Annotated in this window: 17 protein-coding genes; all 17 read right to left on the bottom strand. The window is 55.2% G+C overall.

Annotated elements, in window-relative coordinates; all coding sequences use genetic code 11:
- Window positions 1-114 precede the first annotated feature (114 nt).
- The 17 genes from DXB98_RS10070 to DXB98_RS01325 all read right to left on the bottom strand — a co-directional run bounded on the left by DXB98_RS10070 (window position 115) and on the right by DXB98_RS01325 (window position 19,977).
- Entirely contained in the window at window positions 115-873 is a 759-nt protein-coding gene (locus tag DXB98_RS10070) for a hypothetical protein (RefSeq protein ID WP_158553117.1), read from the bottom strand.
- Window positions 874-920: 47 nt separating this feature from the next.
- Entirely contained in the window at window positions 921-2,135 is a 1,215-nt protein-coding gene (locus tag DXB98_RS01400; RefSeq protein ID WP_117742881.1) for a Coenzyme F420 hydrogenase/dehydrogenase, beta subunit C-terminal domain, read from the bottom strand.
- 9 nt (window positions 2,136-2,144) lie between these two features.
- Window positions 2,145-3,650 (bottom strand): lipopolysaccharide biosynthesis protein, encoded by a 1,506-nt coding sequence (locus tag DXB98_RS01395; RefSeq protein WP_158553116.1) that lies wholly within the window; start codon window positions 3,648-3,650, stop codon window positions 2,145-2,147.
- A complete protein-coding gene (locus DXB98_RS01390) occupies window positions 3,643-4,734 on the bottom strand; it encodes a polysaccharide pyruvyl transferase family protein (RefSeq protein ID WP_158553115.1) in 1,092 nt (363 codons plus the stop codon). Before DXB98_RS01390 ends, DXB98_RS01395 begins: the two co-directional genes overlap by 8 nt.
- A 247-nt stretch (window positions 4,735-4,981) precedes the next feature.
- Entirely contained in the window at window positions 4,982-6,010 is a 1,029-nt protein-coding gene (locus tag DXB98_RS01385; RefSeq protein ID WP_117742878.1) for a glycosyltransferase family 2 protein, read from the bottom strand.
- Between the two features lie 92 nt (window positions 6,011-6,102).
- Entirely contained in the window at window positions 6,103-7,146 is a 1,044-nt protein-coding gene (locus tag DXB98_RS01380; RefSeq protein WP_158553114.1) for an EpsG family protein, read from the bottom strand.
- 82 nt (window positions 7,147-7,228) lie between these two features.
- Entirely contained in the window at window positions 7,229-8,173 is a 945-nt protein-coding gene (locus DXB98_RS01375; protein ID WP_147330284.1) for a glycosyltransferase family 2 protein, read from the bottom strand.
- A 28-nt stretch (window positions 8,174-8,201) separates the two neighbouring features.
- Entirely contained in the window at window positions 8,202-9,677 is a 1,476-nt protein-coding gene (locus tag DXB98_RS01370) for a sugar nucleotide-binding protein (protein WP_117742875.1), read from the bottom strand.
- Between the two features lie 14 nt (window positions 9,678-9,691).
- Window positions 9,692-10,711, bottom strand: a complete 1,020-nt coding sequence (gene rfbB, locus DXB98_RS01365) for a dTDP-glucose 4,6-dehydratase (protein ID WP_117742874.1) — start codon at window positions 10,709-10,711, stop codon at window positions 9,692-9,694.
- A 12-nt stretch (window positions 10,712-10,723) separates the two neighbouring features.
- The gene (gene rfbA, locus DXB98_RS01360; protein WP_117742873.1) at window positions 10,724-11,626 is read right to left on the bottom strand and encodes a glucose-1-phosphate thymidylyltransferase RfbA; all 903 of its coding nucleotides are present in this window, start codon (window positions 11,624-11,626) and stop codon (window positions 10,724-10,726) included.
- A gap of 67 nt (window positions 11,627-11,693) precedes the next feature.
- Window positions 11,694-12,647: a glycosyltransferase family 2 protein gene (locus tag DXB98_RS01355; protein ID WP_158553113.1), complete on the bottom strand. Its 954-nt coding sequence runs from the start codon at window positions 12,645-12,647 to the stop codon at window positions 11,694-11,696.
- Between the two features lie 143 nt (window positions 12,648-12,790).
- A complete protein-coding gene (locus DXB98_RS01350; protein ID WP_117742871.1) occupies window positions 12,791-14,122 on the bottom strand; it encodes a glycosyltransferase family 4 protein in 1,332 nt (443 codons plus the stop codon).
- The gene (locus DXB98_RS01345) at window positions 14,122-15,060 is read right to left on the bottom strand and encodes a GDP-mannose 4,6-dehydratase (protein ID WP_117742870.1); all 939 of its coding nucleotides are present in this window, start codon (window positions 15,058-15,060) and stop codon (window positions 14,122-14,124) included. Before DXB98_RS01345 ends, DXB98_RS01350 begins: the two co-directional genes overlap by 1 nt.
- Entirely contained in the window at window positions 15,060-16,100 is a 1,041-nt protein-coding gene (gene gmd, locus DXB98_RS01340; RefSeq protein WP_117742869.1) for a GDP-mannose 4,6-dehydratase, read from the bottom strand. The genes DXB98_RS01345 and gmd overlap by 1 nt, the downstream gene beginning before the upstream one ends.
- Before the next feature lie 24 nt (window positions 16,101-16,124).
- On the bottom strand, window positions 16,125-17,474 hold the full coding sequence (locus DXB98_RS01335; protein ID WP_117742868.1) for a sugar phosphate nucleotidyltransferase: 1,350 nt from the start codon (window positions 17,472-17,474) through the stop codon (window positions 16,125-16,127).
- Entirely contained in the window at window positions 17,474-19,135 is a 1,662-nt protein-coding gene (locus tag DXB98_RS01330; protein ID WP_117742867.1) for a phospho-sugar mutase, read from the bottom strand. The genes DXB98_RS01335 and DXB98_RS01330 overlap by 1 nt, the downstream gene beginning before the upstream one ends.
- 80 nt (window positions 19,136-19,215) lie before the next feature.
- On the bottom strand, window positions 19,216-19,977 hold the full coding sequence (locus DXB98_RS01325; RefSeq protein WP_233505051.1) for a sugar transferase: 762 nt from the start codon (window positions 19,975-19,977) through the stop codon (window positions 19,216-19,218).
- Window positions 19,978-20,007: the final 30 nt, after the last annotated feature.

Below are 20,007 nucleotides of genomic sequence, written 5' to 3'. Positions count from 1 at the left end.
TCGACATAGCGAATCCATCACCCGTTTCCTAGACTGTCAGATTATTTTTAAGCAACGCAATGACATCACTATTAATTTCACTTATACGCCTATCACTGCTCATTTCGTCTATGGTCATCCACCGACAACGTCGATTATTGTGAGAAATGAAACTAGACTCTCTCCAATTTGGAGATAAATTATAGAGGACAGCCGTGTATAAACGATAGTGATAAAAGCGAAGTTCGCCATCATGTCTGTCGACCGTTTATTAGAATCGCACTCGGTAACAAAAGAAATGTCCGCAGGGTTGATGGTTATACTAAAGCCTCTATATAAGGAAGCTGATAGCGCCTGTCTTCCATATTCTCCTGCCCCAATAGCATCCCCTCTATGATTAGGTAGAAAATCGCAATCCCAGCCATCATCATGGTATAAAAGAAACCTAGTCCCAAACTCATAGTTCCCATCAACCAGAGCAATAAGAGAGCTATTAATTTCAATACGCTTAGCCTGAAGAATCTTTCTATTTAAATCATCCACGGAATAAGGATGGAACACTGACTTATATAAAAGGAATAATCCGCGCAGAATTAAAACTAAACCAATTACCCCGACAGCCCCTTTAATGCACCCGCTAACATCGGAGAAAAATATAGATACAGAGTCAACAAATCCGCCGAGAACCAAGCCGATAGCATCCCAAGCCTTAAAATCTCCTAGATCGGCAGATCTTCTGAGCAGAATGTTTGACAAATCTTTGTCATCTATATGGATAATCAAGGAACCCTCATAAATAATTCGAAAACTCGAACCCAATGCATCAAATACTTTAATCACGAATAGACAAGTCAATGATGTTAAAAGCAGCCGTTTCACCCATACCATCTCCACGTTTAGCCCACCAACTCGGACCAACATGCAGGAAACGCTGAATATAATTACCTCAATAGAGCTTTTATAGGCTTAGCTAAATGGCACTTAATTAAAGCAAGCTTATTGTGGAGCCTCTGTCCGAGAGAGGGCCTAAAGTCATACTTGGACATTAACCCCTCGATACCCATTCCAGAAGCAAGATCTCCCATAAACTCCTCGCGCCTCTCATACGGGGCAACCGATTTGACCAAGCTGGGGTTGCCGCCGAGAACCTGTTCGATGGTCGCATCGCCGCAATCAACCAAATCCGCGACTGTCTCAAAGGCAGCAACGCCTTTCTCGGTGTTGCAGATCACAGCGGAAATGCCCTTAGAATAATCAACCTCGGGATGGATGCCCTGGAATCCCCAGAAGTCACCCAGGGTGATATCGGAGCCGCAGCCCCTCTTGGCCGGACACACGAAGCACGAGGGCCTCAGCGACGCATTGGCCAAAAACGCCTTCATGAACCAGTCCTGACTGAAAATGGTGGACTCGCAAGAAGAAGACGGGTCTTTCTCCGCTATGTACTCGTACATAGCGGAGTAAGACAGCCATCCGGCTGTCTTACTCCGCATATTAACGTCGCAGACGTTCGAACAGTGGAACGCATTCTTGTAGTCAATCCACTCCGACCATAGGCGCGGCGCCGGGACGCCGTGGCAGATAACGTCGAGAGTCAGGAGCAGGCCGCTCTCCCCCGTCTTTCCCAGATAGCGCTTGAGACCCGCGACCTGGCACGCTGTACCGGCGAAGAGCACTCGGCGACCCGAGCGGATTGCATCGCGAACCCCCGCGTAGACCTCCCTGCCAACGCGGCTCTGGACGTATTTGGATCGCATGACGCGATCTAGAGAGGCAGCATCCTCGACCAGCACATGCTCGACGCGGCGACAACCGTCGGCCCAGGCGGCTCCGCAGACGACACCTCCGTCCGCAATTACACTTTCGGCCAGAAGGCCGAAGATGCCGCCACTGGAGGAAGCCTCCAGCAGCTCAATGGACCTGCCCTTGGCCCAGCGAATCTCGAGAGCTTCATCGCCTTTGCTAGCGATAAGCGCAGGACACACAGACTCGCACGCATGGCACCCCACGCAGGCGCCTGCATCGATAACGGGACTTAGGAAGCCGAACTTATCCTCCTGCATGGAGATGCACGACTTGGGGCACTTTGCGGCGCATGCGCCACAGCCGCAACAGGCATCGCCGAGCTTGGATATCTTCATCTCGTCATAAGACACAGCGAACTCCTAACGAAGGAACGGCAGCCGAGCAGCAAGCATCTTCTTCTCGTCGGCATCGAGAACGAACGCCCACATGGCAGCCATGAACAGGACGGTGTAGACGGCACCCCAACAGAGGAACAACGCCCATCCAGTGACGGGCATGAAGGCTGATCCCAGCAGGCATGCTGCGAGGACACAGGCGGAGACCAGCAGCACGGGCAGGTTACGGCGCCAGTAGAAAACCATATCGAGCCCAATCCTCTTCTGGTAATACCAGTTCATAAAGAGGCCGTTGCCCAACGAAATGCTCAGAATGTAGGCAATGGCCGGAGCCCAGAAACCCAGAACGGGTGACATAGCCCAAGTGAACACAACGTTGATGCCTGCCATGCAGAGATAAACGACGGAGCGAGCCTTGTGCTTGTTCTTGGCGCGTTGAATCTCGATTCCTGTGTTCTGACACAGGGGGATGCCCAGCGGCAGCGCCATGGCGCAGATGAGCCAGTACGCGTCCATGAAGCCCTCGCCCGCCCACTTTGCGATGAAGAAGCGCCCAAGAAGGACGAATCCGCAGTACACCCAGCAGAATAGAAACATCTGGTAGCGCCCCACGCGAGTCATAAGAAGGGTGAGTTCGCTGTTGTCATCGCTCTCAGCCACGATGCGGTTGATCTTCGGCACGAAGACGTTAGACATTACGGTAGATAGCGAGACAAAGATGCTGCGCACCTGAAGCGAAATCGCGAACACAGAGACGGTAATAGCACTTGTAAGCGCACCGAGGATCATATTAGGAACGCTTTGATTAACTAACTCACAAATCTGATTACCAAAAATCCATGCGCTAAAAGCCGCAATTGCCCTAAAGAGAGTTCCATCAAAGTGGGAGACATCAAACCTCATACCGAGCTTACCAATAGCAAAGCGGCAATTTAGAGCCAGCAACGTTAGGGTAACCGCAAGTTGCGCGACCGCAACGCCTACAGCACCCAGTCCCAAATTAAGCAGAACGAACGCAACGCCGGGGGTCGCAAGCGAAGTAAACATCTGCCGCGACTGCTGGAACTTGAACTGCTCATGAGCAAGAATATATGCATCGAATACTGTGGAGAACAAAGTGGCCGTAACGTTCACCGTCATGATGATCATGAGTTCGCCAGCAAGCCCCACCTGATTTGATGTGAAACTACCAGAAAAGAACGCTCCTACATTTGCCGAAAAGAGAAGACCAAGCGAAAGCGCCACAGTGCAGACCACGATATATAGAACGAGGTACATACCATTGAGTCTACGAATGGCGGATTCATCGCCTTTTGCCTTTTCCTGCGTATAAAAACGAATGTAAGCCTCAGAGAATCCGAAAGTGAGCAGGGTGAGAGAAAATACGAATGAATTCGAAGTTTGATAGACGCCATAGTCAGCCTGGCCCACAAAAGCAAGGAGCATAGGCGTGTATATCAAGTTAACCAGGTTTTTTACAATAATATTCAGATACCCGAGAACGGCCCCCGCCTTGCGCTGACTAACCACAAGCGCCCTCCCGCCAGTTGGGAAGCTGCTCATCAAGACAGCCTTCGAGGTAGTTCATAAACTTATCTCGTTCGCGATTGATAGCCTCAGGCACCCCATCGTAGTTGCCCGCGAGAGAAAGATCGTAACTCGGTGAACCGTAGATCTTCTCCTCGATACCGAGCATCTGAGACAACTGCTCAAGGCGGCTAAACATACTCGCTCCACCCTCGCGATGCACGATGGTAAGCGGTGTCTGGAGAATGGAGCTGAAGACGGCAGCATGAAACGAATCCGTAACCACGTGCGATGCGTGGTCAATAAGCGAGATGAACTCGGCCGGTCCGGCATCTGGCTCACCAGGCTTCTGGCGGTCAGATAGCGAGACAACGGGAATACGTCCGCCATTAGTGACTTTTTTCAAAATGTTAGTTGCTTCAAAACCTGCGCCGCCCAACAGATACGTGAAAACGTAAGGTTCCCTGGGTGTGAGAGAATTATTAGCAACAGCTCGCCACTCCTCAGCAGGCAGAGCGAGCGTAGGATCACAAACGACCACCGCGTCTCTGCCAGAACATTTTTTGATAAGCTCGGCGCCGCGTTTCTCTCTTACGGAAAGACTATGAAACCCGTAAACGCCCTTGGAGATTCGGCGTGCCTGTTTGGGCTCGAGCGTATCAAGGCCGATGCTCGGAGCAAGGGCAATGCGCTGCTCGGGTCGAGCAAAGGTGAGGAAAAACCAATCCTCCATATAGGCAAAATAGAGTGGGTTCCAAGTCTGATCAGAACCAACAGAAAAGCAGGAAAAGCGAGAGGCGAGATCGGCAGTGTCTTTAACGGTTTCAATGACGATGTTATCGTTAAACCGAACAAAAGCCGACCGACGAGCAAAAGACATCCCCTCTTCAGGATCTTCGACTTTACGACCTAGTAATTTTTTAACGAAAGCTTTAGAATCGCGGATGAAGTTCGGACGGTCTTCAATCTCAAGCAGCGAGCAATTGAAACCAAGCTTACGGTAGATGGCGGTCGATGCATAAGCTTGGAGTCGATTGCCATAGTTAAAGAGACCGGAAAGAGTCACTACTCCAATGGAATGCTTCATGAATTTTGCCTCCATAATTAATTAGTTAGACTATGTGCCAACATTTAATTACCTGAAGTTATCTCTTGATGACATTATGTACAGGTGTTAACTATTTTAAATTGCCTTGATTATTAAATTTATCCGAACACCTCCCACATTCATCCGCCCATGCGCGGATGAATGTGGGAGCCCGATATCTAACTGCGGGAGCGAGGCATCAGCTCAATGTGTTCGGCTGAGATCGGAAATCAACCAGATTGAAAAATCACTCAAGCGCATCAAGTAGTTTGCAAACGCAAGCAGCCAAGAAATAGTAATCTCTTTCAAGCAGTTTGATTCGCAGACGAATATCGACCCTAGTCCCTTCAAGGCAAGGCCGGGAAAGGCAAGCCTCAAACCAGGGAAGAGAAGACAATCTTTCCATTTCTTTAGCCAAACAGCGAATGGTTCGCCCCGCAGCAAGCCTTCTCATGTCGTGAGAGATAACCAATAGACTGTTTCGGTTGAGCGTTTTCAACAAGTCTTGTCGCTTTTCCATGCTATCCAGAAAAACCGAAACAACGTTTTCTACAAGCGCTTGTTGCTTACAATATTCAAAAGAAAAAAAGCCATGTGTCGTCGAAATGCAGTTGGACCGATAATAATATAAAGCTTTGTCATAAAGATAAAACTTCTCAGCAGACCCAAGGACGCCAACCATCTCAAGCCTGTCTTCGCACATGCGTAAACCTTTAGAAAACTGACAGTCGCCAATGCCGAGACATTGACGACGTATAGCCTTTGAAGCAAGATTGTTTAGCTGATAACCCGACGAAAAAGCCGCAATGACTTTCTCTTTCGAAACAGGGCCTACACCATTCGCATCTAAGCATGAGTAATCAACTAGAAAATGTTCTTCATTTTTTTGATCCGTCATATTAAACAATAAAACGTCACAGGAACTTCGACAAATCGCTTCATGAATTTCATAAAGCGACGTTTTGCTATTGAGCTCGTCATCAGAATCAAGGCATATGACATACCTGCCTTGTGCCTGCGCGAATGCGCGCCTTCTCGCCAAAAAAGGACCTGAGTTTTCATCCATCCTTATAAGCGTAAACCGTCCTGCAAGCGCGGGCTCACTCACCACAAAGCGTTTTACGACATCCAGAGTCAAATCCGTAGAGCAATCATCACAAACAATTAACTCCCAATCCTCGAACGTCTGCGACACGACACTTGCCAAGCAGTCCAAAACGTAACCGCACGCATTGAAGGTCGGGATGCAAATTGAAAAAAAGGGGTCAGAGCTCATAATCCTCCCATAACTAAAAAGCTAACTAATCCATCGAAAATAGAACAAAGAATTCAACGAAATGTTTGGGTATCGACAAAATTCGCTCGCATCTAGAAGATTCGATTTGCGAAAACATAAGGGACCACTTCATTATTCAAACAGACAAAATAATAGTCATAAGAAAACGCGGCACAGACAATAACGATGGCAATGACATTGGCCCAACGTTCCGCCTTTCCGTAGATACAGCTCACAATTTTTGGAAGAAGCAGGATTGTAAAATAGATGAAAAACAATCCAAACCTATAGAGCCAAAGAGATATTATGGAAAGCGCAAAAGCAAGCACGCCAAACAATACGAGAAGAGCAAGCTGCATCAGCTCAATCGAGTCAGACTCTTCCCCACCACGAGACATAAACACTGAGGCGGCAAACCCAAGCGTTACATAAATGGCAATAAATTCAATAATGGTTCTCAGGCTTGATCCTTCTGTCAGCTTTGATCCAGAGAGATAATCTGAATAAAACCCAAAAGAAGCTAGAAGGTTCATCATAGGCTGAGCAAGCAAAAGCAAGACAACCATAGCTATCACCATAAAGCATAATTTTATTCCAAGAGAAAAACTCCTGCAATTTGCCAATTCGCAGATCGGATAAATTAAAAAGGCAAACACCGAAGAACTATGGAATGAACACGCAATGATACCCATTAAGAAAAACCAAAATATCGTTTTTTTTCGAGACATTAGAGCCCAGCCAAGCAAAAGAAACCCCATTGCCATCATCTGTCGCATGGCATTAAAGGTCATCGGGTAGAACACAAGCGCAAAAACAACCATAGCAATCGGCATGTTCTCTTTGCAAGAAATACAGACAGAAAGAATGACCGGAATAACTGTTATCAATTCAATTGTAAAAAAATACCAAAATGGCGTTGAGCCGATTTGCGATGCGAGCCACATTATGGCCTTGGCTAAAGGCGCCCACGGTGCAAATTGACTAAAGAAGAAAAAATGATTAAATGAGCTAGTTCTAGCAGCATAATAAGCCTCGATACCATAACCTCCGGTATCGGTACCTACGGTATAGCCGCGAGCACCTGCAAAAAAGGAGAAAATAAACGCGACTCCCATAAGAAGCATCAGGCGGGGCATACCCTTGCCTCGATTTAAATTTACGGCGATCATCGACAAAACAGAAGTTACAGCGGCGATAAAGTAATATATGCTCAATGTGTTAAATGCCCCCGCTCGTTTTCTTTTTCTGCTTAGCACTCTTCGCAACAACTATAAGCTGACCTAGTTTACGCGCGCCCTTTTTCCAACAGCCACTCCTGAATAGATAGATAAGCGCGCACAAAAGGGATCTCGTGTTTCCGGCTGAAATATAGAAATCCAAGCAGCGTTTGTCTTCAGGGCTGATTTCATCTCCGAAAATCTCTCGAAAAGCCACAGCTTGATCAATGGTTGCCCTAAAACGCTCGAGCATAAAGGTCGTATCTTTAGCCCTTTTAATCGGAGCGTATTCGCCGGCGCCCAGCTCATTGTTGTCGTGTTGTCGATAAAGTGATAGCGCTGTATCGACGTATCCGATTGACCCGAAAGCGGACACAATAAGAATCATCCACCAATCATGCATCTCGATTGATGAGCAGTCATCAATAACCAGATTAGTGACGATTGCTGCTCTATTAAGCAATATGGAACAACCAGCCGCAACGTTCTGAGCAAGCAGATATTTAAAAGCAACTCTGCGCGTATCATAATTACAGGCATCCTCAAAAGAAGCGTGGATTATGTTGAGGTTGCTGTCGACAACTTTCATGTCACAAAACACTAGCAAAGGAACGCCACCAGCATGTCTCATTTCCAAGCAGCTCATAGCTTCCAGGCAATCCTTAATTTTATCCGGTAACCAAACATCATCCTGGTCACAAAACATGCAGTAAGGAGAATCTGAAAAGGTCATGAGTGAGAAAAAATTCTCCTTAGCCCCTCCGTGCTTAACACCCTCGGAGACTATTCGAATGCGCCCATCCTCAGCCGCATAACGGCGCACAACATCAAGAGTGCCGTCGGTGGAGCAGTCGTCTGAGACTAACAGGCACCAGTTCTTGTAAGTCTGTCGCCGGATGGATTCTATCTGTTCCGCAATGAAGCGCTCACCATTGTAGGTGGCCATAAGTATGTCGATAAGGGGTTCAGTCAAATTAAACCTCCGAGGTTTGCTCAATAAACTCCTGAAGATATTCGCCCAGCTCTTCCTCCCAGTCGGGCATGTGGAAGCCGGCGGATTCGAGCTTGGACAGGTCGAGCGCGGAGTGGACCGGGCGCGGGGCGATGGGGCCCTCGGCGCCGGCGTAGTAGTCGGCGGTGCTCACCGGCACGACCTTCTCGCCGTTGCCGTTGGCGGCCTCGAAGACGGCGCGGGCGATGTCGGCCCAGCTCTTGACGGCGCCGGAGCCGGTGCAGTCGTAGGTGCCGTAGGGCGCCCTCGCGTCCAGCACGTGGAAGATGGCCGCGGCCATGTCGCGCGTGAAGGTCAGGCGGCCCAGCTGGTCGTCGACAACCGTGACCTGGGTGAGCTTGTCCTCGGGGTCGGCGACGCGGTCCGACAGCCCCTTCATGGTCTTGACGAAGTTGCGTCCCTCGCCGATGACCCAGCTGGAGCGCATGATGTAGTGGCGCGGGCACCCCGCCACGGCGATGTCGCCGGCGGCCTTGGTCTGGCCGTAGACGGAAAGCGGGCTGAGGGGCTCGTCCTCGTCATGCACCTCGGCGGTGCCGTCGAAGACGTAGTCGGAGGACACGTGCACGAGGGTGATGCCGTGCCCGGCGCAGGTGCGGGCCAGAAGCGCCGGCCCGGTGGCGTTGGCCTTCCAGGCGACGACGCGGCCCTCGGGGGTCTCGGCCCTGTCGACCGCGGTGTAGGCGCCGCAGTTGATGACGGTGCCGTAGAGCGACCAGTCGTACTGCGAATAGGCCTCCGGGTCGGACATGTCGAAGGTGTCGATGTCGCAGAAGTCGAAGTCCTTCGCCACGCCGCGCTCCCCGGCGAGCGCGCGCACCGCGCGGCCCAGCTGGCCGTCGCAGCCGGTGACGAGGGTGCGCCTGGGAGCCATGGGGACGACGTCCCTCAGCATCGGGTGGTTGAGGTCGGCCTCGGAGACGGTGGCCTGGTCGAGGGGGATCGGCCACTCGATGGCGAGCTCGGGGTCGGCGAGGTTCACGAAGGTGTAGGTCCTCTTGAGCTCCAGCGACCAGTGGGCGTCCACCAGGTAGGTGTAGGCGGTGCCGTCCTCGAGCGCCTGGAAGGAGTTGCCCACGCCGCGCGGGACGTAGATGGCCTTGGACGGGTCGAGCGTGCAGGTGAACACCTTGCCGTAGGTCTCGCTGCCCTCGCGCAGGTCCACCCAGGCGCCGAAGACGCTGCCGCGGGCCACGGAGATGAACTTGTCCCAGGGCTCGGCGTGGATGCCGCGGGTGACGCCGCGGCTGTCGTTGTAGGAGATGTTGTTCTGGACGACGCGGAGGTCGGGGATGCCCAGGGCGGTCATCTTGGCGCGCTGCCAGTTCTCCTTGAACCAGCCGCGCGAGTCGCCGTGGACGGCGAGGTCGACGACCTTGAGGCCCTCGATGCCGGTCTCCGCCACGGAGAGGTCCTTCTCGAATGCGATGTCTGCCATAGATCTATCCCCTCCTACTGGCCCTGGGCCCTGTACCTGGCCTCGGTGGCCTCCTTGGCCGGGCGCCACCAGGACTCGTTGGCCACGTACCAGTCGATGGTTGCCCTGAGCCCCTCGGCGAAGTCGGTGTGCGCCGGCCTCCAGCCCAGCTCGCGCTGGAGCTTCGTGCTGTCGATGGCGTAGCGGCGGTCGTGGCCGGGGCGGTCGGCGACCCAGTCGAAGTCCTCGGGGTCGCGCCCCATCGCCTCCAGGATCATGCGAAGCACGGTGATGTTGTCCCTCTCGCCGTCGGCGCCGATGAGGTAGGTCTCCCCCGTGCGGCCCTTGGTGAGGATGTCCCAGACGGCAGAGGAGTGGTCCTCGGTGTGGATCCAGTCGCGCACGTTCTCGCCCTTCCCGTAGAGCTTGGGGCGGACGCCGTCGACGATGTTGGTGATCTGCCTGGGGATGAACTTCTCCACGTGCTGGTAGGGGCCGTAGTTGTTGGAGCAGTTGGAGATCGTGGTGCGCAGGCCGTAGGTGCGGGTCCAGGCGCGGACCAGCATGTCGGAGGACGCCTTGGTGGAGCTGTACGGGGAGCTCGGGCGGTACGGCGTCTCCTCGGTGAACTTGGCGGGGTCGTCGAGCGCCAGGTCGCCGTAGACCTCGTCGGTGGAGACGTGGTGGTAGCGGATGCCGTACTTGCGGACGGCCTCCAGAAGGCGGAAGGTGCCCTCGACGTTGGTGCGCAGGAACGGCTCCGGGTCGGCGATGGAGTTGTCGTTGTGGGACTCGGCGGCGTAGTGCACGATGGCGTCGTGGCCCGGGACAATCTTATCGAGGAGCTCAGCATCGCAGATGTCGCCGACGACGAGCTCGACCCTATCCTCGGGCAGGCCCGCGATGTTCTCGGGGTTGCCGGCATAGGTCAGCTTGTCCAGGACGGTCACGTGCACTTCGGGGTGGTTGCCCACGACGTAGTGGACGAAGTTGCTGCCGATGAAGCCGCAGCCGCCCGTGACGATGATGTTCTTGGGTTCGAAGATCTCAGACATGAGGGGTTCCTCCTAGTACTCGCGCGGGCTGTTGACGATCTCGCCGGCGGCGACCTTCTTCAGGTGCCGCCCGTAGACCGACTTGCCGTAGGCCTTCGCTGCCTCCTCGAGCTCGGCGGTGGTGATCCAGCCGTTCTCCCAGGCGATCTCCTCGGGCACGGACACGGGAAGGTCCTGTGAGTGCTCCACGGCGCGGACGAACTCCGCGGCCTCGTGCAGGCTCTCCATGGTGCCGGTGTCGAGCCACGCGTACCCGCGGCCGAGGGTGACGACCGACAGCGTCCCCTCCTCCAGGTACATCTGGTTGAGCGTGGTGATCTCCAGCTCGCCGCGCGCGGAGGGCTGGACCCTGTGCGCCTTGGCGGCGACGTCGCCCGGGTAGAAGTACAGGCCGGTGACGGCGTAGGAGCTCTTGGGCTGGGCGGGCTTCTCCTCGATGGAGACGGCCCAGCCCTCGCCGTCGAACTCCACGACGCCGAAGCGCTCGGGGTCGTCCACGTGGTAGCCGAAGACCGTGGCGCGGCCCGACTCGGCGTTCTGCACGGCGCGCGTCAGGTGGCGCGACAGGCCGTTGCCATAGAAGATGTTGTCGCCGAGCACCAGCGCGCACGGCTCGCCGGCGATGAACTCCTCGCCGATGGTGAACGCCTGGGCCAGGCCGTCGGGGCTCGGCTGCTCGGCGTAGGACAGGTTCACGCCGTAGCGCGAGCCGTTCCCGAGCAGGCGCTCGAAGTTGGGCAGGTCGGTCGGCGTGGAGATGACCAGGATGTCCCGGATGCCCGCCAGCATGAGGGTGGACAGCGGGTAGTAGATCATGGGCTTGTCGTAGACCGGCAGCAGCTGCTTGGAGGTCACGAGCGTGAGCGGGTACAGGCGGGTGCCGGACCCGCCGGCGAGGATGATGCCCTTCGTCATTTAAAATCTCCTTCATTTTTAAAATAAATGTTGATGAGAGGTAAATTAATGTTCAGAAAACCACTCCTCAACCCTCTTGCACCTTCCCAGTAATTCCCATGCGATAATCATGCAATGCCTTCTTGACGGAGTTGCTCTTGTATTTGCCGATCAAAAGACCAGCTGCGATTTCGCAATAGGCAAGAAATTTCGATAGAGGCTTATTCGTCGAATACCGGTCAATAAAGTATTGACGGTTTCTAATCTTGTAATAATTCATAAGGGCAGATGCATCACCAGTAGATGCACTAACACAATGATAAATAACCGAGTCAGAGTTATATCTAAGCCTATAACCTGCATCCATAGCCCGAAAACAGTAGTCAGTGTCTTCCAAGTAAAGAAAGTAGCTCTCGTCTAGAAAGCCAATATCAATAAGGGCTTTAGACGGAATAAGCATGCAGCATCCGCTAATAAATCCGACCTCTCGAGACCCTTTGTCGTCATAATTTTCTTCTAACTTTCTAAAACCATTGTGCCAAGATCTACAGATGGTTCTGGACGAACCACCACCTGCATACCAGATTAGATTTTTGTCTGACCAGTAATAAATCTTAGAACCGACCAAAGCTCTATCATCGGCACTTTCAATTAGTCTAGACAAAAAATCTGGAGTCACGACAGTATCGTTATTCAATAACAAAACGAAGTCGTAATCAGCGTCTAGCTTTTTCAGAGCAAAATTGTTTCCGCCAGAAAAACCAAGGTTTTCATTCGATCGTAGATAGTGGACACGAGCATAAGTAGATGCAACGGCTTGCAACTTGGTGCTACAATTTCCGCCATTATCTACGAGATAGACATCATAATTGCCATAATCGATAGCATTAACGCTTGCCAAGCAGCAAGTTGTCTCCGCAACCCCGTTATAATCGACTATGACAATAGCTACAGAAGGCAAGCATTTCGCATTGGATGCACAAGAATAAATACTGGTTGTATCCGGGCAGCTAGATAGATTCGTTTTGGCTGACCAAGTCACGCTAACTCCTTGCTTTACCATTTGATACAAATTCGAGATATCTGTCCAAACTCTCAATACTGGTATCCCGATCATGACAGCGACGTACGTAAGCCTCGCCGGCGAGACCGACAGTGCGGCGTTGCTCGGGATCGACAAGAAGATTAAGCGACATCGGTCCCCCCTTCATCAGTGCTAACGGGTTCAAAACCCATGGCGGTGAAATTTTCCAGCGACTTCTTCCAGTCGAAGACTTCAGCCGCTTTTCGGCGCGCTGAGTTGGCGAGCCGAGACGCAAGCTCACGGTCCTCCATGAGTCTACGCACGGCGGCCGCCTGCTCATGGGCGGTATCGGCGACGAAGGCGTCCACCCCGTCGACGAGTCCGATGCCCTCGTTGCCCACCGAATTTGTCACGATGGGGACCCCAATGGCCATCGCCTCAAGAATCTTCGTCTTGATGCCCGTCCCGTAAGCTATGGGCGCAAGAAATACGCTCGTGGAACGCAATGCCTCCCGCGTGTCATCAACGCGACCAAGAAACATAACCTTTTCGTTTGCTTCGAGTTCTTGCCTGAGATCCTCGCTCACTTCACCCGAAACCTCCAACATCACGTCACCGATAAGCGGTAAGACCTCATTGGCGATGTACCGGAGAGAGTCCGCATTTGCAGAGTTGCGCATGTTTCCTAAGAATGAAAGCGTTTTCGCACGTGGTGTCTGATCGGGTCCTTTGGCGTAGAAAGAGCTGTCAACTCCCAAGGGAACCGCAATGATATTACTCGCTCCCGTATCAAAGGCTAGGCGATCCCTTTCGATAGGCGAAACCAGGACAACGAAATCGAAGCGTTGGGGAGCAACCAGCTCAAGCTTCCGCATACGCTTCGCTTCGGTAGCCAATACATTTTTTTGAATCACAGGCAAAGAGGCAAGCTTCGCTACAAAGCCCTTTAGACTAGCCGAATACTTACCGGCGACGCCACCGGTCTTTTTAAGGGAATTGAGACTCCTAAGTTGGCGCTGGTATCGGAGCGAGAACGTATCCTCCATGTAAAGGACCTTCCCACATGGATACTCTCGCAACTCGTCAACGTAAGGCGAGAGCCTCGGCAAGTCAAAAAATACATGTGTCGGTTCTAGCTCCCCAACAAGATCTTGGAGCTGGTTCGTCACTCCCTTGCTTCTAAAAATGCTGCATTGAATGGGGCCGCCGGCAACTCCTTTGAGCAAGGTCCGAATAAGGTTCAGGATAACCGTTTGCTTCGCTGGCTTCTTCGCAAGGGTCACGCTCTTGATGAATTCGGGGCACACCGAAAGCGCCTGCGCCGTCTGTCCCGGCTCTAGAAAGGTTAGGACGTGAACCTCGGCACCAAACTTATCGGCAAGTCCCTTGCAATAGTTGAAGAGAACAACCTTGTGTCCGTCGTTTGCCGGCCAAAACACCCGATCTGTAAAGAAAAGAACCCTCTTCCTAGGCGCCTTCTTCGTCAGTCCCACTAAGCCCTTCCCCCTTCAGTAAATCTTTCGTACATCTCGCGCAGTGTGTCCTCGATTCTGCGCTCGGGCTCCCATCCCAGCTCGCCTCGCAGCTTCGAGTAGTCGCAGCAGATGATTGGTGTGTCCGCCGGGCGAATGAGCGTAGGGTCAACTTTAACCTCGACGGGCTGGCTGCAGAAGCCCGTCACGACTTCCAGCAGCTTGTTCAGGGGAAGCGCCCGGCCGCTGCCCACGTTGTAGACCTCGCCGGCACGGCCGCTCTCCAGAATCAGCCTGTAGGCGCGTACCACATCGCGCACGTCACTGAAATCGCGGGCCACCTTCAGGTTGCCTACAGTCATCTTTCCGGGCCTACCGGAGCGTTCGATATCAGCTGCCTGTTTGCACCAGCTCGGAAGCACGAAATTGGAGTTCTGCCCCAAGCCCGTGTGGTTAAACGAGCGGGTCAGGCACACCTCGAGACCATAGCGTTCAACGTACAACGCCGCGAAGTGCTCTTGGGTTGCCTTGGATATTCCATAAGGGTTGTTGGAGAGAGTCGGATCGTCCTCGTTGAGTGATCCGCCTTTAGCGGCATACTCCTCAGAGGAGCCCACTAATAGCACGCGTGGCATTGTTTCCTGAGACCGTGCGGCCTCCATTACATTCAACGCGCCCTCTACGTTCACCCGCATAGTAAGCGCGGGTGAACGCCAGCTGAGCCCCACTGAGCTAACGGCCGCCAGATTAACTATGTAATCTGGCTCAAACTCGCGCACTACAGCAGCGACACCTTCATCGTCCGTCAGGTCGCAGGCACGGTATGCCGATACTTCGGACAACGGGCACATATCGCTCAGGTCTGAACCGCATAACACGTAGCCATGCAATACAAGTTCATGCGCAAGGTGTGCGCCAGCAAACCCGTTAATGCCGAAGATGAGAACGCGCTTCCCCATTAGGACAGCTTCGCCTCGCGCTCGGCGATCTCAAGATCGTGCTCTACCATGATGCGACAAAGCTCCTCGCAGCTGGTCTTTTGGGGGTCCCATCCAAGAACCGTCTTTGCCTTAGTAGGATCGCCCCACAGGTTGACGACATCGGTCGGGCGATAGAAGTCGGGGTTGACGCAGACGAGCATCTTGCCACTCGACTTGTCATAGCCCTTCTCCTCCAAGCCCTCGCCCTCCCAACGGAGGTCGATGCCGGCATGCTTAAAGGACCACTCCGTGAACTCGCGCACGGAGTGCTGCACGCCCGTGGCAATAACGTAGTCATCGGGCTCATCCTGCTGCATGATGAGCCACATGCACTCCACGTAGTCCTTCGCATATCCCCAATCACGGAGGGAGTCGAGGTTGCCGAGCTCAAGATGGTCCTGGATGCCCTTTGCGATACGGGCGGCGGCAAGAGTAATTTTGCGCGTTACGAAGTTCTCGCCACGACGCTCGGACTCGTGATTGAAGAGGATTCCGTTGACCGCAAACATGCCGTAGGCCTCGCGGTACTCCTTCATCATCCAAAAGCCGTACTGCTTGGCGACCGCATACGGGCTGTACGGATGAAACGGGGTGTTCTCGTTCTGGGGAACCTCTTCCACCTTGCCATACAGCTCGCTGGTCGAAGCTTGGTAAATCCTGCAGGACTGATCCATGCCCAGCATATGGACAGCTTCAAGGATGCGCAACACGCCCAATGCGTCGCAGTCACCAGTGTACTCGGCCGCGTCAAAAGAGACGCCAACATGGGACTGGGCGGCGAGGTTGTAAATCTCGTCAGGACGAACTTCGCCCACGATTCGGATAATGGAGCTTGAGTCCGTTAGGTCGCCATCATGAAGGACGATGGAGCCTTCCGCAAGCAGATGATCAATTCTGTTCGTGGTATGAACCGAAGAGCGACGGACAATTCCATGTACCTCATAGCCCTTGTCCAAAAGTAACTCAGCTAGATAGCTGCCATCTTGACCGGTAATGCCAGTGATAAGTGCCTTCTTCATTTCAAAATACCCTTCAATTGCTGACTATTTCCAAAAAGCGACTAAACTCTCAATATCCTCTTTAACAAGCGTCTCGCCGTATTGAACCTCGATTACATGCAGGTCCCCGCAGAGAGCCCGCGCCGAATGCGGAGTGTTCGCGGGAATCTGAACGCCAGAGCCCACGCGCACCTGCTGCACCAACCCGTCCAGCACAACCTCGCCGGTGCCAGAGATGACCGTCCAGACCTCTCCGCGGTGCATGTGGCGCTGGTAATCGAGCTGACAACCCTCGCGGATGATCAACTCCTTGGTGAGCGCCTTCGCCCCGTCGGGGAAGACGCTGCTGTCGATGACGCGGTACTCGCCCCACGAGCGCTGCTCGTGCATGGGCCGGCTCTCGGCGATGGCGTTGACCTCGGCCTTGATGTTGGCCGACGCCTCCTTGCCGGAGACGAGGATGCCGTCGGGCGTCGCCACCACGACGGAGTCCGAGATGCCGGCGACCACCATCGGGAAACCGGTCTCGTTGATCACGTGGACGTTCTCGCACGTCTTAGGGTCCACCACGACGCGGCCGGAGGTGTACTCGGCCATCTCGTCGGTCAGCGTGTTCCAGGTGCCCAGGTCCTTCCATTCGCCCGCGTAGGAGACCGCGCCGATGGACGACGCCCTCTCCACGACCTCGTAGTCGAAGGAGTTCTTGGGCAGCTCGGAATAGCGCGAGCGGAACTCCTCGAAGGTCCCGCACGCAAGGTACTTGGCGGTGAGGCCGGTGAGCCAGCCGAGCCTGAACGCGAACACGCCGCAGTTCCAGAGGGCGCCCAAGGAGATGAGTTCCCGTGCAGTCCCCTCGTCGGGCTTCTCCGTGAAGCGCTCGACGCGGCGGGGCCACTCCTCCCCCGCCGCGGGCACGATGTAGCCGTACTTGCCGCTGGGGTAGGTGGGCTCCACGCCCATGAGGACCAGCTCGGCGAAATCCGACTGGACGGCCTCGTCGAGCCTCACGACGCTGTCGTAGTAGGCCTGGTCGGCGTAGCTGTCGATGGGCATGACGATGACGGTGTCGCCCTCGGCTGCACCCTGCTCGAGCGCGAGGTGCGCGCAAGCGAGCATGATGGCGGGGGCCGTGTCGCGGCGCTCCGGCTCGAGGACGAGCGCATACTCACCCTTCACCTGCCGGCGAATGGACTCCTCCTGGCTCGCGCAGGTTGCTATGGTGATGTCGACGTCCGCGTCGACGGCGCCGATCTGGCCGAAGACGCGCTGGACCATGGAGACGTGGTTGCCGTCCGCGTCGCGCAGGACCTTGAGGAACTGCTTTGAGCGGGTGCTGTTGGAGAGCGGCCACAGGCGCGTGCCCGAGCCGCCGGAGAGCAGGACGAGGTGGATCATTATCGGGTCCCTCCCAAGATCGACTTGGCGTCCGCGACCAGCGCGGCGAGCTTTTCCCCGGACTCGGCGCGGTCGGCGCCCTTGGCGAACACATAGGCCTTGGCCTTGGGCTCCGTGCCGCTGGGGCGGAACAGGACTCGCGATCCGTCTATAAGCCTGAACTCGAGGACGTCTGCCTCGGGAAGGTGCTGGGGCTCATCGGTCGGGTTGACGACGGGCATCGGCGCACCCTGGGCGTAGTCGATGCGCTGCGCGACGGCAGCGCCGCCGATATTCTCCGGAGCGTGCACTCGGAGGCCGGACATCATCGCGGCCATGTCGGACGCCCCCTCGGGGCCCTCGTATGCCTGGCCGAGAAGGGCGCTCGACCAGAAGCCGTATGTCTCGTAGAGGCGCTCCATGGCCTCGTAGAGGTCCAGCCCTTTCGTCTTCCAATGTGCGGCGAGCTCGCAGATGAGCATGGAGGCGACCACGGCGTCCTTGTCGCGCACGGACGTGCCGGCGAGGTAGCCGTAGGACTCCTCGAAGCCCATGAGGAAATCGCTCTCGCGGCCCTCCGACTCCAGAACGCCGACCTGCTCGCCGATGAACTTGAACCCGGTGAGCGTGCGGCGCAGTTCGAGGCCGCGCGCGCGAGCGATATCGTCTGCCATGGGTGCGGACACGATGGTTGTGCAGGCGACCTCGCGGGACATATCGGCGCCGGACCCGCTCGCCTTGGACGCGAGGAAGTCGAGCAGGAGCAGGCCCACCTCGTTGCCTGTGAGCAGCTTGTACTCCCCGGCATGTGGGACCGCGATGCCCACTCTGTCGGTGTCCGGGTCGGTCGCCAGCAGCAGGTCGGGTTTGGCCCTATCGCAGTACTCGAGCCCGAGGTTCAGCGCCTCGCGCACCTCGGGGTTGGGATACGGGCAGGTCGGGAAGTCGCCGTCGTGCACGCACTGCTCGTCGACAGTCGCGACCTCGGCGACGCCGATCCCCTCGAGCACTCGGGACACGCACTCCAGGCCGACGCCGTGGAGCGGGGTGTAGACGATGCGGAGGGCGGAGCAGTCCTCGCCCGTGGAGACCTCGAGCGTCTCCTCGAGGTAGCGGTCAAGTATCCTCTCTGGGACCCACTGTACGAGCCCCTCCTCGAGGGCACTATCGAACGGCATCGCCCTGACGCCGTCGAAGCAGTCGACGGCGTCGATGGCCACCTGGATGGCCTCCGCCGCCTCGACGGTGATCTGGCAGCCGTCGGCGCCGTAGACCTTGTAGCCGTTGTATGCCGCGGGGTTGTGGGAGGCGGTGATGTTGACGCCGGCCGAGCAGCCCAGCTCGCGGACAGCGAAACTCAACGCGGGCGTGGGCTCGACGCGCTCGAACAGATAGGATTTAATTCCGTTGCCGGCGAGCACCTCAGCGACACGTCGCACGAACTCCTCGGACCCATGACGCGTATCGCGACAAAGTGCGACAGTCGGGTTCTCAAAGGCGCTATTCAGGTAATCCGCGAGTCCTTGTGTAGCCTTGCCGACGGTATAGACGTTCAGACGGTTGGGGCCGAGACCAAGCTTGCCACGCAAGCCGCCAGTGCCAAACTCAAGATTACGAAAAAACGAATCTGCCTTCCCAGACTCATCCAGTGCAAGGAGCTCAGCCCTATCGGTGCTTGTCATACAAGACAACCATTTTTTAAAAGTAAACTCTACCTGATTAGCTATCAATTCAATTCTTCCTGAATCTTTGGAGTGCATAATTAGCAAGCACCGCCACCGGTAAAGACCTCAACGACTGTGAGGAGAACGATCTTTAAATCGGTAACCACGCCGCGCTTGGCGATGTACTCAAGGTCGCGGCGAACCATGCCGTCGAAGTCGGTATCGTTGCGGTCGGTCACCTGCCACCAGCCGGTGATCCCGGGCTTCACGGCAAGGCGCTGCAGGTCGAATTCTGTGTACTCCGCGACCTCGTTGGGAAGCGGCGGACGCGGGCCCACGACGGACATCTGGCCCAGGAACACATTGAGAAACTGCGGGAACTCGTCGATGGAGTGCTTGCGGATGAACCTACCAATCTTGGTGACTCGGGGGTCGTCCCTCATCTTGAACATAGCGCCGGCGATCTCGTTCTGCCCCTTGAGCTCGGCGAGGCGCTCGTCGGCGTCCCTGTACATGGAGCGGAACTTCCACATGCGGAACGTGGTCAGGCTTCCGTCGGGGCGGGTCTGTCCCACTCGGATCTGGCTGTAGAAGGGGTTGCCCTCGCTCTCCAGGCGGATGGCCGCGGCAAGCACAAGGCTGGGGACGGCGATGACGGCAAGTACGCAGCCGCTGAACACGATGTCAAAGGCGCGCTTAACGGCCCGGTAGGCCAGGCGCGAGCGGTCCCAGTCCATGATGGATTGCATGGCCTTGTAGCGGCCGGCGCCCTCGCGTCGGTCCATGGCCTGAGCAATGAGCGCTGCCCCCGCAGGCGCATCCGTTGCAAATTGAGTTTTATCCGACACTTTTTCTTCCAAGACTTCGTCCCCGGGTCGGGGATCCTCCCT

The organism is Collinsella sp. OM07-12 (genome assembly GCF_003438275.1).
Lineage (GTDB): Bacteria > Actinomycetota > Coriobacteriia > Coriobacteriales > Coriobacteriaceae > Collinsella.
The sequence above is the reverse complement of the archived record's forward strand: the minus strand, read 5'-3'. Positions and strand labels throughout refer to the sequence as shown.

Coding starts and splice junctions, on each gene's coding strand:
- DXB98_RS01380 (WP_158553114.1), bottom strand. CDS start 7,146: ATGCCCCGCCTGATGCTTCTTATGGGAGTCGCGTTTATTTTCTCCTTT.
- rfbA (WP_117742873.1), bottom strand. CDS start 11,626: ATGACGAAGGGCATCATCCTCGCCGGCGGGTCCGGCACCCGCCTGTAC.
- DXB98_RS01330 (WP_117742867.1), bottom strand. CDS start 19,135: ATGACAAGCACCGATAGGGCTGAGCTCCTTGCACTGGATGAGTCTGGG.
- DXB98_RS01385 (WP_117742878.1), bottom strand. CDS start 6,010: ATGAGCTCTGACCCCTTTTTTTCAATTTGCATCCCGACCTTCAATGCG.
- gmd (WP_117742869.1), bottom strand. CDS start 16,100: ATGAAGAAGGCACTTATCACTGGCATTACCGGTCAAGATGGCAGCTAT.
- DXB98_RS01375 (WP_147330284.1), bottom strand. CDS start 8,173: ATGGCCACCTACAATGGTGAGCGCTTCATTGCGGAACAGATAGAATCC.
- rfbB (WP_117742874.1), bottom strand. CDS start 10,711: ATGTCTGAGATCTTCGAACCCAAGAACATCATCGTCACGGGCGGCTGC.
- DXB98_RS01345 (WP_117742870.1), bottom strand. CDS start 15,060: ATGGGGAAGCGCGTTCTCATCTTCGGCATTAACGGGTTTGCTGGCGCA.
- DXB98_RS01370 (WP_117742875.1), bottom strand. CDS start 9,677: ATGGCAGACATCGCATTCGAGAAGGACCTCTCCGTGGCGGAGACCGGC.
- DXB98_RS01390 (WP_158553115.1), bottom strand. CDS start 4,734: ATGAAGCATTCCATTGGAGTAGTGACTCTTTCCGGTCTCTTTAACTAT.
- DXB98_RS01335 (WP_117742868.1), bottom strand. CDS start 17,474: ATGATCCACCTCGTCCTGCTCTCCGGCGGCTCGGGCACGCGCCTGTGG.